Genomic DNA, 22,105 nt, shown 5'->3' with positions numbered 1-22,105 from the left:
CCAGTCACCTGCTCATCGCCGCGGCTGCGGCACCGGCGGCTGTCGCGGATGCGCCGCGCGGTTCGCGACCCGGGACAGAAGAGGCACAACCCCGGCGCCTTCCATAGGGGTGGACATCGCCGTGACCGTGGCGCCGGGGAGTGGTGGTGCGGTGGAGTGGTAGGTGTGGCCGGTTGGGGTGGTGGTCGCGACGGTGTGCCGCGGACCGACTGTCTGTTTTGCGGTCCAGCCCGGTGTTTCCTTGGTGTGGTTGCAGGCTTCGCAGAGCCCCTGGCCATTACCGGAGCTAGTGGGTCCGCCGGCGTACCACGCAATGACGTGGTCGTGGTGGCGGATGGGGGCGTCGCAGTACGGGGTGTGGCAGGTATCGTCCCGGACCTGAAGGAAGCGTTTCAATCCAGCCGGGAAGAACAGGGCCTTGGAGTCCATCGCCACCAGCTCCCCATTGCCGGGTGCGGCGTAGAGGCGGCGGACCCAGAGGCTCAGTTCGTTCTCCCCAGAGCCTGCGAGGGCGATGCCCCGGGCGACTGCTGCGGGGATGGTGCCGTAGCCGGGGAGCCGTGCGGGTTCAGCGTCGGCCTCCAGGAGCGTGCGGTCGGTCATGACGAGCTGGATCTGAACCCCGCTGATCCCGCCCGGGGTACCAGTGACGCGTTCGACGAGGGTGTCGGCCATGACCTGCCCCCGCGACCGGTCATCCCCGGCGGACCGTGCCGTGTCGGCATCCTTGGCGAGGGCGGTGTAGGCGGCCACGCCCTGGGCGACGGGCAGCAGCGCGGTCAGGTAGGTCATGGTGTCCGGGGCCGGGCGCAGGCTCACACTCCGTTCCGTGACCGCACGTGCGGCCCGCTTCGCCACCGAGGCAGGGTCCCGCCGGTACGCCCCGGCCCGGACCGCAGCCACAAGGGCCTTATCTCCCATGCCGTCCAGGGCACCGGTATCGGCCGCGAGTTCCTCATCCACCCCCGCCCGGTCCTCGACGCTGAGGCAGATGGTTTCCTTCACGACGAGCGTCACCCGCCACTCATTTAACAACCCGGCCCTGAACGCGGCGAACGTGTGCGGCATCCCGGTCACGGTTTTGGCCAGGCCCAGCGACCGTGACCCCCTGGCCGGGGACTCCCGCCGGGCCAGCGCGATCTGCGCCGCGACCCCGGCGCCCTGCTCATCGGCCGGGACCCCTGCGGCGGCCTGCTCCCGCCGCTGCTGCAGATCAAACGCCACCGCGGCATCGGCCTGGCGGGCACCGGCGAGGCACTTCAGATCCTCCAGCCCGCGCATCTGATCGATCATCCCAGCACCATCGACAGCCAGCGGAACGGAACGCAGCAGGGCCAGCACATCACCAATCGAAGGTGCAGCAGGCCGGACCGGAAGCGCGTCCCTGGGAGCCGGAGCAGCGAACGTGGAGTGCGGCGGATCAGCAGTGAACAGCGCCTGAGGTTCTGCCTCCAGTACCGCCGCCGTCCCCACAACCGCTTCCATAACCAAGGTCTTCCATCAGGGCGTGACAGTTACCGCGCACCAAAACCCGTATGTGGAAAACGGACAGTCACCCGTGAATGTACAGCCCGCTGTGAACTGTCTGAGCGGTGGAACCCCTTGTCCTAGCCCATCCCCTTCCACAGCCGCTTCCACCAGGAACGCCCCTGCTCCGGCTCGGCCGGAAGTTCCACAACCCGCGCCGCCCGCCGGCCGCGCCAGCGCTCCACTTCTTCCTCCACGTCACGGGTCTTGGTGATCACCGGCGGGCCGCCCTGCAGTTGGCGGCGGGCATCGACCACCCGCCGGTTGAAGTCCTGCAGGAGATCCCGGACCTGCTGCTCCGTGTACTGGGCGTCCAGCTTGGCATCGAGTTCAGCATCCTCGGTGCGGAGCAGGATGGCAGCCGGGCCCAGGCCGCTGATGTTCTCCCGCTGGATCAGCCCTTTGACCCACCAGTCGGGGTCGTAGGATTCGCCCAGGCCGGGGATCGGCTTGCCCGCGTACTTGAGGTTGTCGAACTTGCCGTGCGCCATGGCGTCCCGGACCAGGTATTCGGCGCGGGCGGCGTCGCTGACTTTCCTGCGCTTTTCCCGCTCCTGGGCGTCGAGGGCATCCAACGCGGCTTCCTCTTCGGCGCTGATGCCCGCGCCGCGGTATGAACGGAGCTCCGCCGCCCTCTCCAGGCGCTTCCGGAAATCCCCTGCCCCGCCGCTCATCGCTGCCACCGCCTTCCCTCGGGCTGCCTGACTTCCAGTATTTCAGCGGCGGGCTTGCTCTATCAACGCCCAAAGGTGGGCGGAGGTTGGTGACGGCAATCAGGCGTTGGCGTGCTCGGCGAGGATGCCATCGATCTGGCCCACGGCCTCCTTGAGGCCCTCTTCCATGCCCATCTGCATCACCTGCTCCAGCTGTTCCTCGGACTCAAACGTGGACAGGATGGTCATTCTGGTCCGCTCCCCCGCGGGCTCAAGGGTGACTGTGGCGTGGCTGATGCCAAATTCCCCGGTGGGATTGCCGTCGTTGTCCGCAAAGCCGTCGTTGAACTCGAGCTGGCGCGGCGCCTCGATACTGGTGAACTCCCACCAGCCGTGCGCCTTGTCCCCTTCAGGACCTGTCATGTAATAGCTGGCCTTGCCGCCCGGAACGAAGTCATGCCTGTAGAAGGTGGCCGGGTAGGTGGGTGGACCCCACCAGCGCTCCAGCTGCCGCGGGTCCTCGAAGAGCTGCCAGACGCGTTCCACGCCGGCGTCGAACTCGGCAACCAGGGTGAGGCTCAGGGCCTCGGGGTTCTTATCCGTACTGATGACTGTCATGGCAAAGCCTTCCTAACCTTCAGCGAGAATCTCTTCCATCCTGGCGGCGCGCTGCCGCCAGATCCGTTCATATTCATCGAGCAGCCGCCGGGCTTTTTCGAGTCCTTCGTGATTGCCCCGCACGATTTGCTCCCTTCCGCGTTTTTCCTTGGTGACCAAGGATGCGCGCTCCAACACCGCCACATGCTTCTGGACGGCCGCGAAGCTCATGGCGTAGAGGGCTGCCAGGCCCGAGACGGAGTACTCGCCGACAGTGGCCCGGCGGACGATGTCCCGGCGGGTGGAATCGGCGAACGCCTGGAAAAGGCGGTCCAGTTCGGTCTCACTCAGCTGATCTACAACCATTTGGTTGTAGATTAGCCCTCGCGTAGACGTGCGTCAATGGGTTCTGGTCGGCATCCATCCGGCGCCCCCGCCGCCGCCCCTGCCGGTGCCGGTATCTTGAACCCCATGAGCATTTTCCTCGCTGGCGCGGGCCCGGATCCGCTGGGATTCCCGGAAGTCTTTGACCGGTTCACGCTCAACGTCCGGGAGCATGTTGGCAGGGACCGGCAGGCACGCATTGCCGTCGCAGTGCACGTTCGCGAAGGAAACGCGGACAACCTCGTGGCGATCTATGCCGGACCCCTCCAGGCCAGGATCGATTGCGTAATAATCGCCCTGCCGCTTATTACGGGAAACCCTGCCGAGGCCGCCGCCTTGGACGAAGTGGATGCAATCGTGGTGGGCGGAGGTTTGACGCCGGCCTACTGGGAGGCCCTTCATCCTCTGGCCGCAGCCATCAGGAGAAAGGTTGTGGACAGCGCGCCGTACCTGGGGTTCTCCGCCGGTGCCATGGTGGCAGCGCAGCGCGCGCTGGTGGGCGGATACAGGATCTGCGGGGTGGAAGTGTGCGGCCAGGAGTGCTCGGAAGGCCTGGACTCAGTGGATATCCGGGAGGGCCTGGGGCTTGCCGCGTTTTCTGTGGATGTCCACGCGGCGCAGGCCGGGACGCTGAGCCGGGCGGTGGGCGCCGTGGCGGTGGGTCTGATGGAGAGGGCCGTGGCCATAGACGAAAACACGGCCATGATTCTCGCGGCCGCAGGAGACCGGGACTACGACGTCATTGGCAGCGGGAACTGCTGGGACATCCACCGAACCGGAGGGGCCGCCACCGCCGTCGTCGTCCGCTCGGCGACCTGACCGGGCCGGAACAAGACTGGCGCAAACGTACGGGCTAAGAGTCGAAGTGGGTGCGGACGCTGCCGCCGGACAGCTGCTCGATCAATTCCCTGGCAACATCCCGGAGCTTGCGGTTGCGGTTGCTGGAGACCTTGGTGAGAATTTCCATGGCTTCCTCCTGCGAGCACCGGTTCTGCGCCATGATCACGCCGCAGGCCAAATTGATGGCAGTCCTGCTCTCGAGCGCGGCCTCAAGATCTTCGGCCCGGTTTTCTATCGTGTTGATGCGCACGGAGAGTTGCATGGTGTTGTGCACCGCCCCAGCGAAACCCACTGCCTTGTCGTAGACATCCGCTGTGAACACATGTGGTTTGGTTGCGAAAAAGTTCAAGGCCGCCTTGGCATCACCCGTGATTTCGAGCGGCACGCCAAGGGAGCTGCGCACGTTGTGCTCTGCCAGCTTTTCGTTGAATTCAGGCCACCTCGGATCTTTTGCGACATCATCGATCATGATGGGAGTCATTTCCCGGAGGGCACGGACGCAAGGCCCATCGCCCAACATCTGCTCGATGTGGTCAAGTTCCACGGCACGTGCACTGCTGCCGGCTGCAGTGGTGGGCCGACGACGGAGCTTGAGGGTGACGGCGCACTCGATCGTATCGTCCGCAGCTTCGGAGACCGCGGCGGCAGCCATCTCCGAGAGCCCGGACAGGAAATCCACAATGCCCTCGGCGCCCACCAGGATTTCCTGCAGCTGGCGCACGGACTCGTTATCTGCTGACGTCGACATGGAGCAATCTTACTGTCACAACGCGCAGGCCGCATGGAGGCGTCAAAGGGTTGGCATATGCTGGAGAAATGCCCCAGCATCTCCCCCTTGACGAGCTCAGCACCGTTATCGCTCGCATCCAGGGACTGTTGTTAACGGAAGAAAAGGTGGGCACCGCGGTGAGCCTCCTGGCCCAGGCGGCCAAGGATTCAGTCCCCGGCACCATTGGCGCCGGTGTCTCCCTGCTGGATTCCAGGGGCCGCCGTACCAGCAGCGGCTACACGGACAGGGTGGTGGAACAGGCTGACGCCGCCCAGTACCGGCACGGTGAAGGCCCCTGCCTGACGGCCTGGGCAGCAGAGACTCCCGTCCTGGTCCAGGACCTCCACGACGACCCGCGCTGGCCGCTATGGCGGGATTCCGTGCGGGACCTGCCCATCCGGTCTGTGGTCAGCGCTCCATTGATAGCCGGCAAGGAAACGCTCGGCGCCATCAAGCTGTACGCGGCCACCCCATCCGCCTATGACGCGGGGAGCGTGCGGCTGCTTCAACTGTTCGCCGCACCGGCGGCCACCCTCCTGTCGCATATCCAGGGGACCGAGGCTCCGCACAAGATGACGGAGGCACTGCGAACGTCGCTCCACAGCAGGGATGTCATCAACCGCGCCTGCGGTGTCCTGATGGAACGCCGGGGCACAACGCACCAGGCGGCGCTGCAGCAGCTGATGAACCAGGCGCGGCAGGAGCGCACCACCCTGCTCAACGTCAGCGAATCCATCCTGGCCGGGACGCCGGCGTCCGGGATTTAGGCAGCGCGGATGGGTTTTGATCCACACGAACCAGAGCAGAGACGCCGGCTCCGCGCAGCCATCAGGGCAGCAGACATTTCCGTGCCTGAGCTGTGGTTGAAGTACTTTGGCATGTCCGGGGACGCAGGCGAGTACGAGGTGGAGGCCTACCTTCAGGGCCTTCTCTCGCTGCCGCCGGTCCAGCGCGACCTGCTGGCACTGGCTGCAAACGAACTCATTGACGAGCGGCCCCGGCCGCGGGCGCCGTACTCCAATGACTTCACATCCGAGCCGCGGGCCGCGGAAGGAAATGACGACGGCGGCAGCCAGCCAGGTGCCGCCGCACCCGGCCCCTAGGTTCCGGCTTCCCGCGGGAAGGACTTGAGGCCCTGTTACGAAGCCCCTGCACAGGCGTAGTGTCGAAGACAGGAGATTTCCGGACGCAGCATCCGGACATTGAATTCCGGGCCTTCCGCATCGAGAGCAGGAGGCCGACAGCCAGCAGCAACGGTCACTGGCGCAACTAGGGATCGAGGCCCTATGGCCCACAACGATGCAGTCACCGCAGCGGACGAGTACCAGGACTTACTGCTCAACACTCCGGAATTTTCAAAGTTCCTCCTGGGCCTGGCCACCATATCGGCATCGCAGCTGGGGGGTGACGGCGCTCCGGTGGAATGCACGGTCACGGTGGAGCGCGACGGTGCGCTGTCCACCTTTGCCTACAGCAGTGAAGAGGGCCGGCGGCTGGATGAGACGCAATACTCCTTTGGTACCGGCCCCTGCCTCACCGCCCTCCGGGAGCAGCACACGGTATTGATTGAGGACCTGCAGCTTGACCAGAGGTGGGCCCCGTACACCTATGCCGTTGCAAAGCTGGGCGTCCGTTCGGCCCTGGCGGTCCCCATCCACACGGATCCCCTTTCCCAGGCAGCATTGAATTGCTATGCACATACCGTCCACGCTTTCGGCCCGGACACCGTCAGGCTGGTGGAGGACCAGGCCGCGTCGATGTCCCGCATCCTTCGGCTTGCCCTGCGGCTCCACGCCCCTGAAGTCTTTCCCGCGGACCTGCGGGCAGCGCTTAAGTCACGCGCGGTGGTGGACGCGGCCGTTGCGCTGGTGATGCTCCAGGCGCGCGGCAGCCGGGATGGCGCACTGGAGCTCCTCCAGGCCGCCGCCAAGTCGGGCAACCGCCGAATCCAGGAAATTGCGCAGGAAATCGTGGCAAGGGGAAGCTTCAGCGCTGGTCCGGGTAAGGGGGAAGCATGAATGCCGAATGGACCGGGGGTCCGGACCAGTTGGCCGAAGCCGACGAGCAGCGGCATGGAGCAGCACGCCGCTTCCAGGACACCGGCGTTCCACTCCTGAAGTTGTGGACGTATTACTACGGCATCGGCGGGGACGTGGACGAGCTGTCCCTCGACGCCTACCTCAACGAAGCATTGCACCTCCCCGCGGCCCAGGTGGGACTCGTGAACACGGCCATGACCGAATTGACATGGGATGATGCCGAATGACGGACAACACGGGACCGCTGCAGGAACCTGGTGGCCTGGCCGATTCGGACTCCGAACAGTCCTTCCAGCGATTGGTCCTGGAGAGCCGCGACGTCCGTGACTTCCTCGCGGAACTGGCCGTCCGGGCAGCTTCGCGGTTGTCCGTACGGGGAAATACCATCCACAGTGGTGTGACCGTCATCCGCCGCAGGAAGCCCCAGGCCGTAGCGGCCAGCGATGCCGCGGCCAGGGTTCTTGACGAACTGCAGAACGGATTCGGCGATGGCCCCTGCCTCACGGCGCTCCGAAAACGAACCACCCTCCTGGTTCCCGATCTGGCCACCGAAAAGCGCTGGGAGCCCTACGTCCGGGCCGCCCTGGAACACGGGGTTTCGTCGATCCTTGCCGTTCCACTGGACCTTTCGGGGGATGCCGAGGCCGTGCTCAACCTCTACTCCGGCTGCAGCAACGGGTTCTCGGCCGAAGACATCAGCACAGCGGAGGCGTTCGCCCGGCAGGCCGCCGGCTCCATCCGGCTGATCCTGCGGATCACCCAGCTGAACGAAGCACGGGAAGACATGTCCGCAGCCATGCAGTCGCGCACCGTCATCGACATGGCCATCGGCGCCATCATGGCTGAAAACAGATGCACCCGGGACGAAGCCTTCAACGTCCTCACCCGGGCCTCCAGTACGCGCAACATCAAACTCAGGGACGTGGCGGCGTCGGTCATCACCTCGATCTCCGGTGAAGAGAAGATTCCCACCCATTTCAGTGAGTAGACGACTGTGTCGCCGCTCACAGGTGATGAGAATCACTCGCAATAATTCAGTGTTTTGGTTGAGTCGGTTGTTCAAGCACGGGCACTATGGATAGGCAGGGCTGGGAACATCCGCCCTTGACATCCTGGTGACGCAACGAGGCCCACCGGTGAGCACAGGCCACCGACCCTCCGAGCGCGGACAGGCCATTGACCGGACACAGTGCCGGCTTGATACAGGAAAGTACTGAACAATGACGTTTAACACTGCCGAATCCGTGACCCTGAAGATCTGGGACCGTGCCGCACTCCACGAGACCCTGGATTCCGCCGTCACCGATCTTTCGTCCCGCCACAACACCACCACCTGCCGGATCGCTGTCACCTGCAGTGGCCCCAACACCTTCACGCTGAGCCTGCGCGGCGAAGAGCCGGCACTGGTTCTCTAAGCACTCCAATACCAAAGGGAGCGGACCACGCCGGACACCACCCGGCGTCGTCCGCTTCTTTCCTGTCCTTGGAACGGCGTAGCATTCGTCAGGTACGCGCAGCAGGACGGGGAGGATATGGATACCCAGCACAAGGCCAGCCGCTTCAATCCTGGGTCCCTGGCAGTCCCGGTCATCCAGGCGCCGATGGCAGGCGGACCCTCCACCCCGCAACTCGCCGCGGCCGTCAGTGCCGCCGGCGGGCTGGGTTTCCTGGCGGCAGGCTACAAAACCGCTGCCGCCATGCGCTCCGAGATTGAAGCCATCCGGTCGCTCACGGACCGGCCCTTCGGGGTCAACCTGTTCGTCCCCCAGCCGTCGGTCATCAGCTCTGCGTCCATGCAGCAGTACGCGGCGTCCCTGGCCGCCGACGCCGAACGCTTCGGTGTCGGCCTGGGAGAGCCACGGCATGACGACGACGACTGGGACAAGAAGCTCGAGGTCCTGCTGGAGCTCGCACCGGCGGTTGTTTCGTTCACCTTCGATGTTCCCGGTTCCGGGATTGTCGAAGCGCTCCACAAACGCGGTGTTTATGTGATCGCCACGGTGACGAACCGCGGGGAAGCACTCCGGGCGCTTTCGGCAGGCGCCGATGCCCTGTGCGTCCAGGGCCCGGAAGCCGGCGGCCACCGGGGAACGTTCAACGCCGTTGCTCCGCCGCCCACGGTGCCCCTGCATGGCATCCTCGAAGAGCTGGCCGATCTTGAGGTGCCGCTCATCGCAGCAGGCGGCATTGGGACGCGGGAGGATACGCGGGCTGCGCTCGACGTCGGCGCGGCTGCGGTCCAGGCGGGAACGGCTTTCCTCTTGTCCGATGAAGCAGGAACCAAGGCGGCGCACCGTGCCGCATTGTCGCCGGCCGGGCGCTTCACCACCACCGCCGTCACCCGGGCTTTCTCCGGCCGCAATGCCCGCGGCCTCTATAACGAATTCATGCGCCGCCATGACGCGTTTGCCCCGTACGGGTACCCGGAGATCCATCACCTGACCACTCCCCTGCGCGCCGCGGCCGCAGCCGCAGGAGAGCCGGACTGGCTGAACCTGTGGGCCGGCATCAACTACCGGCATGCCAAGGAAGGCCCTGCTGCGGCGGTCCTCACAAGCCTCGCGCCGTAAGGGCGCTGCACCCCCACGAACGACGGCGGGCCGGCCCCTTTCGGAGCCGGCCCGCCGCGCGTGGGTGGTGCTTTAGAGGGTGGCGGTGTCGATCACGAAGCGGTACCGGACGTCCGAGGCGAGGACGCGCTCGTAGGCCTCGTTGATCTTCTCTGCCGGAATGACCTCGATCTCGGCGCCCAGGCCGTGCTCAGCGCAGAAGTTGAGCATTTCCTGGGTCTCGCGGATGCCGCCGATCATGGAACCGGCAAACGAGCGGCGGCCGCCGATCAGTGCGAAGGCATTGACGGGGAGCGGCTCGGCGGGGGCACCGACGTTCACCAGGGCGCCGTCGAGCTTCAGCAGGCCCAGGTAGGAGCTGATGTTGATCGAAGCGCTCACGGTGTTGATGATCAGGTCGAAGCTGCCGGCGAGGTCGCTGAAGGTGCTCTCGTCGCTGGTGGCGTAGTAGTGGTCCGCGCCAAGCTTCAGGCCGTCTTCCTGCTTCTTCAGCGACTGGGACAGGACCGTTACGTCGGCGCCCATGGCGTGGGCGAGCTTGACGGCCATGTGGCCCAGCCCGCCGAGGCCGACGACGGCGACCTTCTTGCCGGGCCCGGCGCCCCAGTGGCGCAGGGGGGAGTAGGTGGTGATGCCGGCGCACAGCAGCGGTGCGGCGACGTCGAGCTCGATGCCCTCGGGGATGGTTACCACGAAGTCCTCGGTCACCACGACGTGGGTGGAGTAGCCGCCCTGGGTGATGGTTCCATCGCGGTCAACGGCACCGTAGGTGCCAACGTTTCCCTTGAGGCAGTACTGTTCCTCGCCCTTCTGGCAGTTGACGCACTCCTTGCAGGAGTTGACCATGCAGCCAACACCAACGCGGTCGCCAACGGCGTGCTTGGTCACGGCCGTTCCCACCTCGGTGACGATGCCGGCGATTTCGTGGCCGGGAACCAGCGGGTACTGCTGCGGGCCCCAGTCGCCGCGGACGGTGTGGATGTCCGAGTGGCAGATGCCGGCGAACTTGATCTCGATCATGACGTCGTGCGGACCCACTTCGCGGCGCTCGATGGTGGTTGCCACCAGGTCCTCCGTGGCGGACGGGGATGCATAAGCCTTGACGGTAGTCATGGTTCTCCTGTGATCTGTTGGGGATTATTGAAATGCTACCGGGGTTGTTCGGATCAAACCCCGGAAAAAGTGGGGCAAACGTGGCCCTGTTGTACCTGGTCTTGGGAGTCCTACCCTTGGCGGCAGCCAGGGCCACGCCGGTGGAACTGTTGGTCAGGGGCGGAGGAGCACCTTGATGGCACGCCGTTCGTCCATGGCCTTGTACGCCTCTGCCGCCTGGTCCAGCGGGAGTTCAAGGTCAAACACCTTGCCTGGGTTGATTTCACCCCGCAGGATCAGGTCGATCAGTTCGGGGAGGTACTGCCGGACCGGAGCCGGGCCGCCGTGCAGGTGCACGTGCGAGTAAAACAGGTCCCGGCCGGGCAGCGCCACGTCGTGGGACACGCCCACGAAACCGACATGGCCGCCGGCACGGGCAGCGTGGATTGCCTGCAGCATCGATTCCTGGGTACCCACAGCCTCGATGACCGAGTGTGCTCCGAGCCCATTGGTGAGTTCCTTGATCTTCTTCACCCCTGCGTCGCCGCGCTCCGCCACGATCTCGGTGGCACCAAACTCACGGGCCAGGGCCTGCCGGTCGGCGTGCCGGGACATGGCAATGATCCGTTCGGCTCCCATCTGTTTTGCTGCCAGGACCCCCAAAAGTCCCACGGCACCGTCGCCCACTACCGCCACGGTCTTGCCGGGTCCCACCTCGGCCGCCTTGGCGGCAAACCAGCCTGTACCCAGCACGTCGGAGGCGGCAAGCAGCGACGGAACCATGCCGGCGTCGGGCATGTCAGGCGTTGCCACCAGGGTGCCGTCCGCGAGCGGGACGCGCAGGTACTCAGCCTGCGCGCCGCCCACGCCCTGCCGGTGGATGCAGCCGCTTTGGTAGCCGGAGCGGCAGATTTCGCAGGTGTTGTCCGAGGCAAAGAAGGATCCAACGACGAACTGGCCTGGCCGAACGTTCTTCACCTCAGCCCCGACTTCTTCGACCACCCCCACGTACTCGTGTCCCATCGGCACGGGCTTGGGCAGTTTGTCGGCGCCGCGGTAGGGCCACAGGTCGGACCCGCAGACACAGGCGGCAACGATCTTGATAACCGCATCCGTGAGCTGCTTGATGGCGGGCTTGTCACGGTCCTCGACGCGCACGTCTCCGGGAGCGTGCATGATGGTTGCTCGCATGCTGGGTCCTCCAAGTGGGGAAAGGCTGAAAGCGGACATTCCCATCAAACCCGGCCAGGGACCGGTTAGCGAGGGTGCTGCTGTAACTGGTTCCGGCAGAACCTCCTTAGGGTTGGACCATCCGTCGTAACGTGTTCCCTATGGATAACCGAGCCGAGGTACGACAGTTCCTGTCCTCCCGCCGTGGGCGCATCACCCCCGAGCAGGCAGGCATTGAACCGTACGGCGGACGGCGGCGCGTGCCGGGTCTGCGGCGCGAGGAAGTGGCGCGGCTTGCGGGCGTGAGCGTGGACTACTACACCCGCCTGGAACGCGGCAATCTCTCCGGCGTTTCGGACAGCGTGCTGGACGCCATTGCCGGTGCCCTGGAACTGGACCGGGCCGAGCACGACCACCTCTACGACCTGGCGCGGGCGGCCAACACGCCGGCGAGGAAGAGGGCTGCAGGCACGGGCGGTTCCCCTCCCTCGAAGGTCCGCCCGGAACTGCAGTACCTTTTGGACACCATCACCGGAGCGCCTGCCTTCATTGGCAACAACCGGCTGGACATCGTGGCCGCCAACACGCTGGGCTACGCCCTGTATTCGGACATGTACCGCAGCCCGGCACGGCCGGCCAACCACTCCCGCTTCATCTTCCTTGACCCCCGGGCCCACAACTTCTACCCGGACTGGGACCGGGCCGCCAACACCAACGTGGCCATCCTCCGCCGGGAGGCCGGGCGCAACCCGCACGACAAGGGTATCGCCGAACTCATCGGTGAACTGTCCATGCGCAGCGACGAATTCCGCACGCTCTGGGCAGCCCACAATGTCCGCCGCCACTACGCGGGGACCAAGTTCTTCCAGCACCCCGTAGTGGGCCTCCTGGAACTGAACTACCAGGTCCTGGGCCTCGAAGAGGACCCCGGGCATACCCTGACCGTCTATCCCGCCACTCCCGGCAGCGCCTCCGAGGAAGCCCTCAAGCTCCTGGCGTCCTGGGCCGTTACCGAGAACATCGTGGAGATGGCCCACGCACGCGCCTGACGGTCACCGGCCGTCCACGCACCCCAATTCCAGTCACATTAACCCCCGTTGCGGTTCGTGGCTCCGCATTGCCTGACTTGTCGCCATTGGTCCGCATTTGTCGCCCGGATGGCGCCATAAGTAGCGGCATTTCGCAGGATTTAGCGTCCATTGCGCGTTGCTGGCCAACGCCGTGGCCGCCGTGTTTAGGTGTTTCCATGGCACCGGCCAGGCCGTAAGCAGAACCCCCAAAGCACCAGCCAGAAGCACGCGCACACCGCCGCGCAGGCGGTCCCATCCACCTCCCACGCCCACCCGGGCACACACCCGGGTGCCGTCGTCGTACCCGGAATCTTTCCCCGAAAGGAACACCATGTCCTTCCCAGCACCCAAGCCCCACTCCAGTCCCGGCTCCCCTGCGTTCACCCGGCGCCGCGCCCTGGGCGCACTCCTGGCGGTTCCCGCCGCCGGCCTGCTGTCCGCCTGCGGTGGAACCGCCACCGCAGGCAGCCAACGCATCAGCCAGGCCGCCCTGGAACCATTGGCTGCCTCCGTGCCGGCCGGGACCACCATCAAAGTTGGCGATCCCAGCATCAAAGTGGCGCTGGAACTATCCGGACTGGCCAAGGACCTGGACGGCTTCACGGTGGAGTTCGCGAACATCTCCGGCGGCCCGCAGACCACCGAAGCGTTCCGGGCCAACGCCCTCGACGTGGGATCCGTGGCGGACATTCCGGCCATCCACGCCACCTGGACCGGCCTGGACGTCCGCATCATCGCCGCCGGCTACCGGCAGGACGCCGTGAACCATCCCATCTACGAGCTGGGCGTCGCACCCGGAGCCGGCATCGGCAGGCTTGAAGACCTGCGCGGCAAGAAGGTGGCGTACAGCCCGGGCCAGGCCCAGGGCGCGCTGGTCCTGCGCATCCTGGACAAGGCCGGGCTCAAGCAGGAGGACGTCAAGCTCGTGGAGCTGCCCAGCACCGGCGACGCCTATGCCACGGCCCTGGCCAGCAGGCAGGTGGACGCCGCTCCCCTGGGCGGGGTCCAGATCAAGCGCTACCTGGCCAAGTACAGGGCCGACGGCGCCACCACCCTCCGCCACGGCCTGCGCGACGATCCCAGCCTGCTCTACTCCCCCGCCAAAGTCCTTGCTGATCCCGCCAAGGCCGCCGCGCTTGCCGTCTACGTGAAGGTCTGGGGCAAGGCGCAGCGCTGGATCGAGGACCACCCCGCCGAATGGCTGGAGGGCTACTACGTCAAGGACCAGGGCCTGTCCCGCGAGGACGGCCAGTACCTGATCGACGCCACCGGCAATCGCGACCTGCCGACGGCCTGGGCCGAGGCAATCGCCAGGCACCAGGAAACCATCGACCTGCTGGCCCGGGAGCAGAAGAAGCCGCAGCTGAAGGCGGAAGACCTTTACGACACCCGGTTTGAAGCCATCGCCGGCACCGCCTTCACTTCCACCGCTAAGGCAGGTGCCGCATGAGCGCCGTCCTGGACCGTCCTGTACTGGCCCCGCACCAGGATCCGGCATTGGCCGGGGCGGCAGACGTGCGGCCCGCAGGGAAGAGGCTGGGGCCCGGACGACGGCGGCAGCTCGCCTGGGTGGGCCCGTCCGCTTTGCTGCTGCTGTGGACAGCCTCTTCCGCGACAGGGCTCCTTGACCCCAGGATCCTGTCCGAGCCGTGGACCGTGGTGGCCACCGCCGGTGAGCTCATCGCGGACGGCCGGCTCCAGGAGAACCTGGCCATTTCCGCCCAGCGCGCGGGCCTGGGACTGTTCTTCGGCATCCTGGTGGGCGCCGTGCTGGCGCTGCTGTCCGGGCTGAGCCGGGTGGGTGAGGCCCTCATTGACGGTCCGGTGCAGATCAAGCGCGCCATCCCCGGGCTGGCCCTGATTCCGCTGCTGATCCTGTGGTTCGGCATCGACGAGACCATGAAGGTCCTCACCATCACCCTGGGCGTCTTCGTCCCGGTCTACCTGCAGACGCACGCGGGGCTGCGCAGCATAGACCTGCGTTTCGTGGAACTCGGGCAGACCGTGGGGCTCAGCCGGGCCGGGTTCATCCGCAAGGTTGTCCTCCCCGGTGCGCTGCCCGGCTTCTTCCTGGGCTTGCGCTTCGCGGTCACCGGTGCCTGGGTGTCCCTGGTGGTGGTGGAGCAGATCAACGCAACCAGCGGCATCGGCTACATGATGGAGCTCGCCCGAACCTATGGCCAAACCAACATCATCGTCCTGGGCCTGGCCGTCTACGGCATCCTCGGCCTCCTCTCCGACGCCATTGTCCGCTTCATCGAACGAAAGGCCCTCTCATGGCAGCGCACCCTGGCGGGCTGACCGCCGTCGACACCCGCCAGGCCGGAACCCCTGCCGGCACGTCCGCCGCCGTTTCCGTCCGGAACCTGGTCCGCGGCTTCGGCCGCAAAGGAGTCCTGAACGGCGTGGACCTGGACATCGCCCCCGGTGAGTTCGTGGCTCTGCTGGGACCCAGCGGCTGCGGCAAAAGCACCCTGCTGCGGGCCCTCGCCGGGCTGGACCACGACGTCCGCGGCAGCGGTGTGATCACAGTCCCGGACCGCGTCTCCGTGGTGTTCCAGGACTCGCGGCTCCTGCCCTGGGACAGCGTGCTGGGCAACGTCACCCTTGGCATTCGGGAGCACGACGCCGGCACCCGGGCCCGCAAAGCCCTCGCCGAGGTGGGGCTCGCCGGACGCGAAAAAGCGTGGCCACACCAGCTGTCCGGCGGCGAACAGCAGCGCGTGGCGCTGGCCCGGTCGTTGGTCCGTGAACCCCAGCTGCTGCTGGCGGACGAACCGTTCGGCGCCCTGGACGCGCTGACCCGCATCAAAATGCACGGGCTGCTCCAGGACCTGGTGGCCGCCCACCGGCCCGCCGTCCTGCTGGTCACCCACGACGTGGACGAGGCCATCGCCCTCGCTGACCGGATCGTGGTCCTGGACCACGGCCGCATCGCCACTGTCCGCCCGGTCTCACCGGAAATCCGCTCGTCCGCCGATGCTTCCGGGCACGAGGCCCTCCGCCGCGACCTGCTGGCCGCGCTGGGTGTCTTTACTGCAGCAGGAGTCGAGCCAACCCACCCTGCTGAACCCGCCGCCGTCGGCCATTAACCCACCCCTACCCGCAAGGAGCCTTCCCATGACTGACCAGAACCCTTCCCGGCGCCAGCTGCACCTGAACGCCTTCCTCATGAGCACGGGCCATCACGAAGCCTCGTGGCGGCTGCCGGAGAGCGACCCGCATGCCGGCACCAACGTGGGGCACTACCAGCAGCTGGCCCGCACCGCCGAGCGCGGCAAGCTGGACTCCATCTTCTTCGCCGACTCCCCGGTCCTGTTCGGCGAGGTGGGCCGCCGTCCGGCCGGCAAACTCGAACCCACCGTGCTGCTCACCGCCATTGCCGGGGCCACCGAACGGATCGGCCTGATCGCCACCGCGTCCACCACCTACAACGAACCGTTCAACCTGGCCCGCCGCTTCGCCTCGGTGGACTGGGCCAGCGGCGGCCGTGCCGGCTGGAACGTGGTGACTACCGCCGGCCCGGACGCCGCCCGCAACTTTGGCGTGGATGACCAGCCTGCCCACGCCGCCCGGTACGAGCGTGCGGCCGAGTTCATCGAAGTGGCACAGAAGCTGTGGGACAGCTGGCAGGACGACGCCGTGCTGGCGGACAAGGCCGAGGGCGTGTGGGGCGATGACGGCAAGATCCGGACCATCGACCACGAGGGCAGGCACTTCAAGGTCCGCGGCCCGCTCAATGTCCCCCGCTCCCCGCAGGGGCACCCGCTGATCGTCCAGGCGGGTTCATCCGAAGACGGCAAGGACCTCGCCGCCCGCTATGCCGACGCCGTCTTCACCGCCCACCAAACCCTCGCCGACGCCCAGGAGTTCTACCGGGACCTCAAGGCCCGTACCGCCGCTGCCGGCCGTGACCCGGAGACCATCAAGATCCTGCCCGGCATTGTGCCCGTCATTGGTGCCACCGAGGCGGAAGCCCTGGAGCTGGAACGGAAACTGGACCGCCTGATCAAGCCCGAGTACGCCCGGATCCAACTGGCCAAGACGCTGCGCGTGGACCCGGAGGACCTGCCGCTGGACCGCCAACTGCCGGACAACCTGCCCAGCGAGGACGAAATCGAGGGCGCCAAGAGCCGCTACACGCTGATCGTGCAGCTGGCCCGCCGGGAGCAGCTCACCGTGCGGCAGCTGATCGGCCGTCTTGGAGGCGGCCGCGGGCACCGCACCTTTACCGGGACCCCCGTGCAGGTGGCGGACGCCATCCAGGAATGGTTCGACGGCGGCGCGGCGGACGGCTTCAACATCATGCCGCCGGTGCTCCCGTCCGGGCTGGAAACGTTTGTGGACCAGGTGGTGCCCATCCTGCAGGGGCGCGGCCTGTTCCGCACCGACTACAGTGGCCGGACCCTGCGGGAGCACTACGGCCTGCCGCGGCCGGAGAACCGGTTCAACCGGCAGGCGGCCACGGTTGCGGCGGCAGCCGTGTGATTCGGGGACTTCCGGAGGGTACTCCCTAGACTGGCAGCTGAACGTTGATGCCAGGACTGGATAAAGGAGCAGGATATGAGCGGAGTAATCGTTGTAGGTGTGGACGCCAGCCCGTCTGCACGGAAGGCCGCGGAAGTGGCGCTGGGCCTGGCTGACTCGCTGGGGGCGTCCCTTCATGTGGTGACCGCCTTTGACGTCGAGAACGCTGAAACCTTCGGGGTGGGCTCGGACAAGGTGCGGATCTCCAACGCGGACAGCTCGGAGATGGTGGCAAAGTCCCTGGGCGCATCGCATCCGGGAGTGGAAATCACCCACTTCGCTGCCCGTGGCAAGCCGGCCGATTCGCTCATCAAGGAAGCGGTCCGCCTGGATGCCCGGCTGATCGTGGTGGGAAACCGGCGGATGCGCGGCATCGGCAGGCTCCTGGGCAGCGTCGCCAACAGCGTGGCGCACAACGCCCCGTGCGATGTCTACATCGCCAACACCTACGACGACTGACCTGACTCCCGGAAAAGGGGAGCGGACGACGGCGGAACCTCCCGCCGTCGTCCGCTCCCCTTTGCGCAGTGGCCCTACTAGGCGCCGTACTCCTCATCGGTCACGTGGTCGAGCCAGGTGACCACCTCGCCGTTTTCGTCGGCCTCGTGCATGGCGACATGCGCCATGAACCGCTCGGGAGTGGCCCCGTGCCAGTGCTCCTCACCGGGCTCGATGTAGACCACGTCGCCGGGTCGGATCTCCTGGACCTCCCCGCCGCGCCGTGCCACCAGCCCGATCCCGTCCGTGACGTAGAGGGTCTGGCCCTTGGGGTGGCGGTGCCAGGCGGTCCGGGCGCCGGGGGCAAACCGGACGTGCGCGCAGCCGATGGCCGACTGCTCATCAGGGTTCCGGATGCCGTCAATCTGCACGGTTCCGGTGAACCATTCCTTGGGGCCGGCTCCTGTCTGGCCGCCGCTCTTGGTATACTTCATGTTCTCCTCCTCAGGGATGGGTTATGTGGTCTGGCGGGCCGTGGACCGGGATGTCAGGAATGACAGGACGGCGGCGATGGAAAGAATGGCCGCGGCGGCCAGGAATGTGGCCTGGTAGCCCGCAGAGTCGAACAGCACGCCCCCGAGCGTGGATCCGATGGCGATGGAAGTCTGGACCACCGCGACCATCAGGCCGCCGCCGGCTTCGGCGTCATCCGGCATCGCCTCCGCCAGCCAGCTCCACCAGCCGACGGGCGCGGCCGTGGACATCAGGCCCCAGAGGCCCAGCAAGACCACCACGGCGCCGATCCAGCCGCCGGCGGGAACGAGCGCTGCAGCAATGGCCGCCATCAGCACCGGAATGATGGCCAGCGTCCGGTACAGGCCCTTGCCCAGGAACCGGCCAATGAGCAGCGTTCCGGCGAAGCCCGCCACGCCAATCACCAGCAGGACCAGCGACACCGCGGCAACGTCCACGCGCGTCACGGTCTCCAGGAACGGGCGGATGTAGGTGAACAGGACGAACTGGCCCATGAAGAAGAACCCGCAGGCAGCCATTCCCCAGGCGACCGGCCGGCTCTTGAGCCCGGCGAAAATCCCGAGCACGCTGCCGGAAGCCCGCTTCTGGACCTTCATCGACGGCAGGCTGATCCACTGCCAGGCCAAGGCAAGCACCGCTATGGGCACCAGGCAAAAGAACGCGCCGCGCCAGCCGATGACGGAGCCAAGGTAACTTCCCAGGGGTGCGGCCAGGACCGTGGCCAGGGCGTTGCCGCCATTGAAGATCGCCAGGGCCCGCGGCACCTGGTGCGCCGGCACCAGCCGCATGGCCGTGGCTGCAGACATGGACCAGAAGCCGCCAATGACCACGCCGATGAGGGCGCGGCCCACCATGAACAGCAGATAGCCGGGCGCCATGGCCACCAGCGCCCCGGAGACCGCCATCAGCCCCGTCAGGCCCAGCAGGAGTGTTTTGCGGTTCATGCTGCCGGCCAGCGTGGAAACCGAGAGGCTGGTCAGGACGGCGAAGACACCGGAAATCGCGATCCCCTGCCCCACCATGCCTTCTGAAACCTGCAGTTCGGCGGCCATGGGCGTGAGCAGGCTGACGGGCATGAATTCGGAGGCGATCAGCGCGAAGACGCACAGCGACATCGCGAAGACTCCGCCCCAGTGGGCCGGGTGGTGCCCGCGGGCGCCTGCTTCCTGCGGCTCGCTGGAATTGATGACTGTTGTTTCGGGTGGCATGTCCTCCATCAAACCGTGCTCCCGGCACCCTAGCGAGGGCCCTGCTGAAACGGGTCTTGGCAGACCCCCCTTACGCGCCCTCGCCGCAGCGGACAACTGGGCCTCCCCCCGTCGTCCGTGTCCTGTTCCCTGTCTTCTGGTTTTCACCCACGTTGCCACGGTTTTGTATCGACGGGGGGTTGTAGGCTTGGAGAAGTTAAGCAACGGCGGCCGTTTCACATCATGCCTCTTTGAGGCTTATTGAGGCGTTGGAAAGAGCAGGACAGCGTGGCCAGAGACCGCATGATCCAGCATGATGAAACAGTCACGGAACACCTGCAGGACCTCCTGCTGGAGTCAGTCGACGTCGGGGCGCTGCTCAGCGAGCTCGCAACTGTTTCAGCCGCCACCCTCTCGGTTGACCACGAGGTGATGTGCGGAGTGACGCTGATGCGTCGAAAGAAGCCCAGCACTGTTGCGACGAGTAATTCCCGTGTTCCGGCCCTGGACGAGCTGCAGTACGGGAAGGGCGAAGGGCCCTGCCTGACGGCGCTTCGGAAACTGGCAACCATCCATGTTCCTGACGTGCGCGAAGACAGACGGTGGCCGCACTACACTGCGGCTGCCTGGGCGGAAGGCATAGGCTCCATCCTGGCCGTCCCGCTCCCGCTCGAGGGCGAAGCGAACGCCGCACTTAACGTCTACTCCGCGAAGACCCATGCCTTCAGCGGGGAAGCCATCGAAAAAGCGGAAGCGTATGCGCTGGAAGCGTCCAAATCCCTGCGCCTGGCTGTCCGGATCGCCCAGTTGGTCGATGACCGCGAGAACCTTATCGCGGCAATGGAATCAAGGACCACCATCGACGTCGCCGTCGGGGCGATCATGGCCCAAAACCGGTGCAGCCAGGAGTCGGCCATCAAGATTCTGCGCATCGCCTCCAGCTCACGCAACGTCAAGCTCCGTGATGTGGCAGCCGCCGTAGTCGCTTCGGTGGCTGATGATCCGAAAGTCCTTACGCATTTTGATGACTGACAGCAGACTTGCCTGACTGGGGGTTCCTTTTCAGGTCCTTGTCCAGTTCGCGCAGGCAGTAATCCTTGAACCAGTACCTGATGCCCTGCGGCAGCTTTGGGTAGGCCGCGGCCAGGATGCGGAACGTCCGGTGGAAGCGGCGCTCGTGCCGGTCACTCCAGGCCAGTCCGAAGTCCTTCCGCAACTGTTCCGGAAGGAGCCCGGCAGTGAGGAACCTGGCCGGGGGGATGATGGCGCGGTACCAAAGGGCGGTGTGCTTGGGAAACAGCAGGCCGCGGCCAACACGCACACCGGGGTACTCGGCCCGGAGGGTGGATATGTGCTCCGCCCAGTAGCGGCCGAACTCGGTCCGGTCCTTCGGCCACATGCCAGGCGGAAGCTGCAGGGCGGTGCCGATCCGCGCGTAGTCCCGGTACATCGCGTCGGCAGCGGCGTCGTCCAGCGGGCCGTAGATCTTTTCAATGATGGTGAGTGCGGTGTCGTAGAGCGTGGCCACCACCCAGAGCTGCAGTTCCGGATCGTAGGCGCTGTATCCGGCGGAGGCTTTATCTGCCGGACGCTGCACCGGCACGTGGGCCCGGTTGACCCTGCGGCGGACCTCGTTCACCTGCGCGTCGTTGCCATAAACAACGGCGTAGACGTAGGTGAGGGTGCCCTTGAGCCTGTTGACGGGGCGTTCGATGAACGTGCTGTGTTCCGCCACGCCCCTGCCGATGGCCGGATGGGCAAGCTGCAGCAGGATGGCTCGACCTGCCCCAGCAAGCAGGATGCCTTCCGCACGGTAATCGGAAAATTCCTGCACCATGTCAACAGGGTACCGTCACCGCAGGAGCGTGGAACCGGACCTTTGGCCCGTTGACATGGGACACCTTCGGGTCCCTGTCCGCGGCCACCTGTTGGCCGGCCGCAGCGAGGTGATCATCCTCTTGATGTCCGCGTACTCGGCCGTGCCCCGGTATTTCCTCGCCAGTTCCAGATAGGGCAGCGACGGGTCACCGGGCGTTGCGTTGTTCTCCGGGTTGTAGGATGCGCCGAACATGGCAGCATTCGGCGGCCATCGGAAAAATTGGAAGATGGGGCAGGCGTCAGGGCCGCTTGCCGCGGGGCCGGACGTAATCCCGTAGCCGGCAGCCGGGGTGCGGTAATTACCCGGCGTGGCGGCGTTTCCGCGGGTCTCGAAAACGAACTGCGGCACCACCCCGCCCTGGGCCAGTACCGGGATATCCGCTGTGTCCAGGATTTCGTAGGGGTACCGCTCGGTGCATGTGGATCCGGTGGCCATGTTGGTCCGCAGTGTCGCCATCACCTTGCCGGCCTGGTTCCGCACCTCGGCGAAGGCCCCGCCGCCCTCGGCCAGTTCCCCCGCAGGGTCCTTGACGCGCCAGGCGGCAGGGAGGTCGAACGCCATGGTGCCGTCCGCCGTCGTAGAGGTGGTCCACTCCGCCGCGGCGGTGCTGACGGGAGGATTGCCGGCGGCGGAAGGAACGTCCGACGGCGTGGGCGCGCCTGACGTCCCGGCTTCCGTTGCGGAGGGACTGGCAGGGCGGGACGACGTGGGCGAGGGCTGCGGACTTCCGTCCTGCGGGGAGCACCCGGCCAGGACTGGTGTGAACAGGACCACGGCGGCCATTAACAGTCCGGGGAAAGCTTTGCTGAGCCTGCGCACCACACCCTCC

Annotated in this window: 26 protein-coding genes; 15 read left to right on the top strand and 11 right to left on the bottom strand. The window is 66.3% G+C overall.

Going from position 1 to position 22,105, the window contains the following annotated elements; translation table 11 throughout:
• Nucleotides 1-12: 12 nt before the first annotated feature.
• The 4 genes from QFZ60_RS01915 to QFZ60_RS01900 form a co-directional block, all read right to left on the bottom strand.
• Nucleotides 13-1,485, bottom strand: coding sequence for an HNH endonuclease signature motif containing protein (locus tag QFZ60_RS01915; protein WP_307087655.1), 1,473 nt, complete (start codon nucleotides 1,483-1,485; stop codon nucleotides 13-15).
• A gap of 122 nt (nucleotides 1,486-1,607) precedes the next feature.
• The gene (locus tag QFZ60_RS01910; protein WP_307093171.1) at nucleotides 1,608-2,201 is read right to left on the bottom strand and encodes a DUF1992 domain-containing protein; all 594 of its coding nucleotides are present in this window, start codon (nucleotides 2,199-2,201) and stop codon (nucleotides 1,608-1,610) included.
• Between the two features lie 99 nt (nucleotides 2,202-2,300).
• On the bottom strand, nucleotides 2,301-2,798 hold the full coding sequence (locus QFZ60_RS01905; protein WP_307087653.1) for an SRPBCC domain-containing protein: 498 nt from the start codon (nucleotides 2,796-2,798) through the stop codon (nucleotides 2,301-2,303).
• 12 nt (nucleotides 2,799-2,810) lie between these two features.
• The gene (locus QFZ60_RS01900; protein WP_307087651.1) at nucleotides 2,811-3,143 is read right to left on the bottom strand and encodes a helix-turn-helix transcriptional regulator; all 333 of its coding nucleotides are present in this window, start codon (nucleotides 3,141-3,143) and stop codon (nucleotides 2,811-2,813) included.
• A 105-nt stretch (nucleotides 3,144-3,248) separates the two neighbouring features.
• On the opposite strand from QFZ60_RS01900, the gene QFZ60_RS01895 reads away from it, so the two are divergent.
• Complete coding sequence (locus QFZ60_RS01895) at nucleotides 3,249-3,980, top strand: Type 1 glutamine amidotransferase-like domain-containing protein (RefSeq protein ID WP_307087648.1); 732 nt, start codon at nucleotides 3,249-3,251, stop codon at nucleotides 3,978-3,980.
• Between the two features lie 34 nt (nucleotides 3,981-4,014).
• Here QFZ60_RS01895 and QFZ60_RS01890 read toward each other — a convergent pair whose 3' ends face one another.
• The gene (locus QFZ60_RS01890; RefSeq protein WP_307087646.1) at nucleotides 4,015-4,749 is read right to left on the bottom strand and encodes a GAF and ANTAR domain-containing protein; all 735 of its coding nucleotides are present in this window, start codon (nucleotides 4,747-4,749) and stop codon (nucleotides 4,015-4,017) included.
• A gap of 68 nt (nucleotides 4,750-4,817) precedes the next feature.
• Between QFZ60_RS01890 and QFZ60_RS01885 the strand changes: the two genes are divergently transcribed.
• The 7 genes from QFZ60_RS01885 to QFZ60_RS01855 all read left to right on the top strand — a co-directional run bounded on the left by QFZ60_RS01885 (nucleotide 4,818) and on the right by QFZ60_RS01855 (nucleotide 9,379).
• On the top strand, nucleotides 4,818-5,537 hold the full coding sequence (locus QFZ60_RS01885; RefSeq protein WP_307087644.1) for a GAF and ANTAR domain-containing protein: 720 nt from the start codon (nucleotides 4,818-4,820) through the stop codon (nucleotides 5,535-5,537).
• Nucleotides 5,538-5,546: 9 nt separating this feature from the next.
• On the top strand, nucleotides 5,547-5,873 hold the full coding sequence (locus QFZ60_RS01880; RefSeq protein ID WP_307087642.1) for a hypothetical protein: 327 nt from the start codon (nucleotides 5,547-5,549) through the stop codon (nucleotides 5,871-5,873).
• Nucleotides 5,874-6,056: 183 nt separating this feature from the next.
• Nucleotides 6,057-6,788: a GAF and ANTAR domain-containing protein gene (locus tag QFZ60_RS01875; RefSeq protein WP_307087640.1), complete on the top strand. Its 732-nt coding sequence runs from the start codon at nucleotides 6,057-6,059 to the stop codon at nucleotides 6,786-6,788.
• Nucleotides 6,785-7,036 (top strand): hypothetical protein, encoded by a 252-nt coding sequence (locus QFZ60_RS01870; protein WP_307087638.1) that lies wholly within the window; start codon nucleotides 6,785-6,787, stop codon nucleotides 7,034-7,036. The genes QFZ60_RS01875 and QFZ60_RS01870 overlap by 4 nt, the downstream gene beginning before the upstream one ends.
• Complete coding sequence (locus QFZ60_RS01865) at nucleotides 7,033-7,797, top strand: GAF and ANTAR domain-containing protein (protein WP_307087636.1); 765 nt, start codon at nucleotides 7,033-7,035, stop codon at nucleotides 7,795-7,797. The genes QFZ60_RS01870 and QFZ60_RS01865 overlap by 4 nt, the downstream gene beginning before the upstream one ends.
• 232 nt (nucleotides 7,798-8,029) lie before the next feature.
• Nucleotides 8,030-8,224, top strand: coding sequence for a hypothetical protein (locus QFZ60_RS01860; protein ID WP_142117744.1), 195 nt, complete (start codon nucleotides 8,030-8,032; stop codon nucleotides 8,222-8,224).
• Nucleotides 8,225-8,341: 117 nt separating this feature from the next.
• Nucleotides 8,342-9,379, top strand: a complete 1,038-nt coding sequence (locus tag QFZ60_RS01855; RefSeq protein ID WP_307087632.1) for a nitronate monooxygenase — start codon at nucleotides 8,342-8,344, stop codon at nucleotides 9,377-9,379.
• Between the two features lie 72 nt (nucleotides 9,380-9,451).
• Here QFZ60_RS01855 and QFZ60_RS01850 read toward each other — a convergent pair whose 3' ends face one another.
• Together QFZ60_RS01850 and QFZ60_RS01845 are read right to left on the bottom strand one after the other, a co-directional pair.
• On the bottom strand, nucleotides 9,452-10,492 hold the full coding sequence (locus QFZ60_RS01850; RefSeq protein WP_307087630.1) for an NAD(P)-dependent alcohol dehydrogenase: 1,041 nt from the start codon (nucleotides 10,490-10,492) through the stop codon (nucleotides 9,452-9,454).
• Nucleotides 10,493-10,645: 153 nt separating this feature from the next.
• Nucleotides 10,646-11,662 (bottom strand): zinc-dependent alcohol dehydrogenase family protein, encoded by a 1,017-nt coding sequence (locus tag QFZ60_RS01845; protein WP_307087627.1) that lies wholly within the window; start codon nucleotides 11,660-11,662, stop codon nucleotides 10,646-10,648.
• Between the two features lie 140 nt (nucleotides 11,663-11,802).
• On the opposite strand from QFZ60_RS01845, the gene QFZ60_RS01840 reads away from it, so the two are divergent.
• The 6 genes from QFZ60_RS01840 to QFZ60_RS01815 all read left to right on the top strand — a co-directional run bounded on the left by QFZ60_RS01840 (nucleotide 11,803) and on the right by QFZ60_RS01815 (nucleotide 17,697).
• On the top strand, nucleotides 11,803-12,690 hold the full coding sequence (locus tag QFZ60_RS01840) for a helix-turn-helix transcriptional regulator (protein ID WP_307087625.1): 888 nt from the start codon (nucleotides 11,803-11,805) through the stop codon (nucleotides 12,688-12,690).
• A gap of 352 nt (nucleotides 12,691-13,042) precedes the next feature.
• Nucleotides 13,043-14,161, top strand: coding sequence for an ABC transporter substrate-binding protein (locus QFZ60_RS01835; protein WP_307087623.1), 1,119 nt, complete (start codon nucleotides 13,043-13,045; stop codon nucleotides 14,159-14,161).
• A complete protein-coding gene (locus QFZ60_RS01830; protein ID WP_307087622.1) occupies nucleotides 14,158-15,012 on the top strand; it encodes an ABC transporter permease in 855 nt (284 codons plus the stop codon). The genes QFZ60_RS01835 and QFZ60_RS01830 overlap by 4 nt, the downstream gene beginning before the upstream one ends.
• Nucleotides 14,988-15,803: an ABC transporter ATP-binding protein gene (locus QFZ60_RS01825; protein ID WP_307087619.1), complete on the top strand. Its 816-nt coding sequence runs from the start codon at nucleotides 14,988-14,990 to the stop codon at nucleotides 15,801-15,803. The genes QFZ60_RS01830 and QFZ60_RS01825 overlap by 25 nt, the downstream gene beginning before the upstream one ends.
• Nucleotides 15,804-15,831: 28 nt before the next feature.
• Nucleotides 15,832-17,199, top strand: a complete 1,368-nt coding sequence (locus QFZ60_RS01820; protein WP_307087618.1) for an LLM class flavin-dependent oxidoreductase — start codon at nucleotides 15,832-15,834, stop codon at nucleotides 17,197-17,199.
• Nucleotides 17,200-17,274: 75 nt separating this feature from the next.
• A complete protein-coding gene (locus QFZ60_RS01815) occupies nucleotides 17,275-17,697 on the top strand; it encodes a universal stress protein (RefSeq protein WP_142117753.1) in 423 nt (140 codons plus the stop codon).
• A gap of 77 nt (nucleotides 17,698-17,774) precedes the next feature.
• On the opposite strand, the gene QFZ60_RS01810 is transcribed toward QFZ60_RS01815, so the two are convergent.
• Together QFZ60_RS01810 and QFZ60_RS01805 are read right to left on the bottom strand one after the other, a co-directional pair.
• Entirely contained in the window at nucleotides 17,775-18,170 is a 396-nt protein-coding gene (locus QFZ60_RS01810) for a cupin domain-containing protein (RefSeq protein WP_307087615.1), read from the bottom strand.
• Nucleotides 18,171-18,191: 21 nt separating this feature from the next.
• Nucleotides 18,192-19,418 carry an MFS transporter gene (locus QFZ60_RS01805; protein ID WP_307087613.1) on the bottom strand — a complete coding sequence of 409 codons (1,227 nt, stop codon included), beginning with the start codon at nucleotides 19,416-19,418 and terminating at the stop codon, nucleotides 18,192-18,194.
• A 267-nt stretch (nucleotides 19,419-19,685) separates the two neighbouring features.
• On the opposite strand from QFZ60_RS01805, the gene QFZ60_RS01800 reads away from it, so the two are divergent.
• A complete protein-coding gene (locus QFZ60_RS01800) occupies nucleotides 19,686-20,429 on the top strand; it encodes a GAF and ANTAR domain-containing protein (RefSeq protein ID WP_307087611.1) in 744 nt (247 codons plus the stop codon).
• Here the strand turns inward: QFZ60_RS01800 and QFZ60_RS01795 are convergent.
• Both QFZ60_RS01795 and QFZ60_RS01790 read right to left on the bottom strand, forming a co-directional pair.
• Nucleotides 20,410-21,234, bottom strand: coding sequence for an oxygenase MpaB family protein (locus QFZ60_RS01795; protein WP_307087610.1), 825 nt, complete (start codon nucleotides 21,232-21,234; stop codon nucleotides 20,410-20,412). The two genes, QFZ60_RS01800 and QFZ60_RS01795, sit on opposite strands and share 20 nt — an antisense overlap.
• A 15-nt stretch (nucleotides 21,235-21,249) precedes the next feature.
• The gene (locus QFZ60_RS01790; RefSeq protein ID WP_307087609.1) at nucleotides 21,250-22,095 is read right to left on the bottom strand and encodes a hypothetical protein; all 846 of its coding nucleotides are present in this window, start codon (nucleotides 22,093-22,095) and stop codon (nucleotides 21,250-21,252) included.
• Between the last annotated feature and the right edge of the window lie 10 nt (nucleotides 22,096-22,105).

This window comes from Arthrobacter sp. B2I5, assembly GCF_030816735.1.
Lineage (GTDB): Bacteria > Actinomycetota > Actinomycetes > Actinomycetales > Micrococcaceae > Arthrobacter.
Note: the sequence above shows the minus strand (reverse complement) of the source record. Positions and strands in the feature narration are given on the sequence as shown.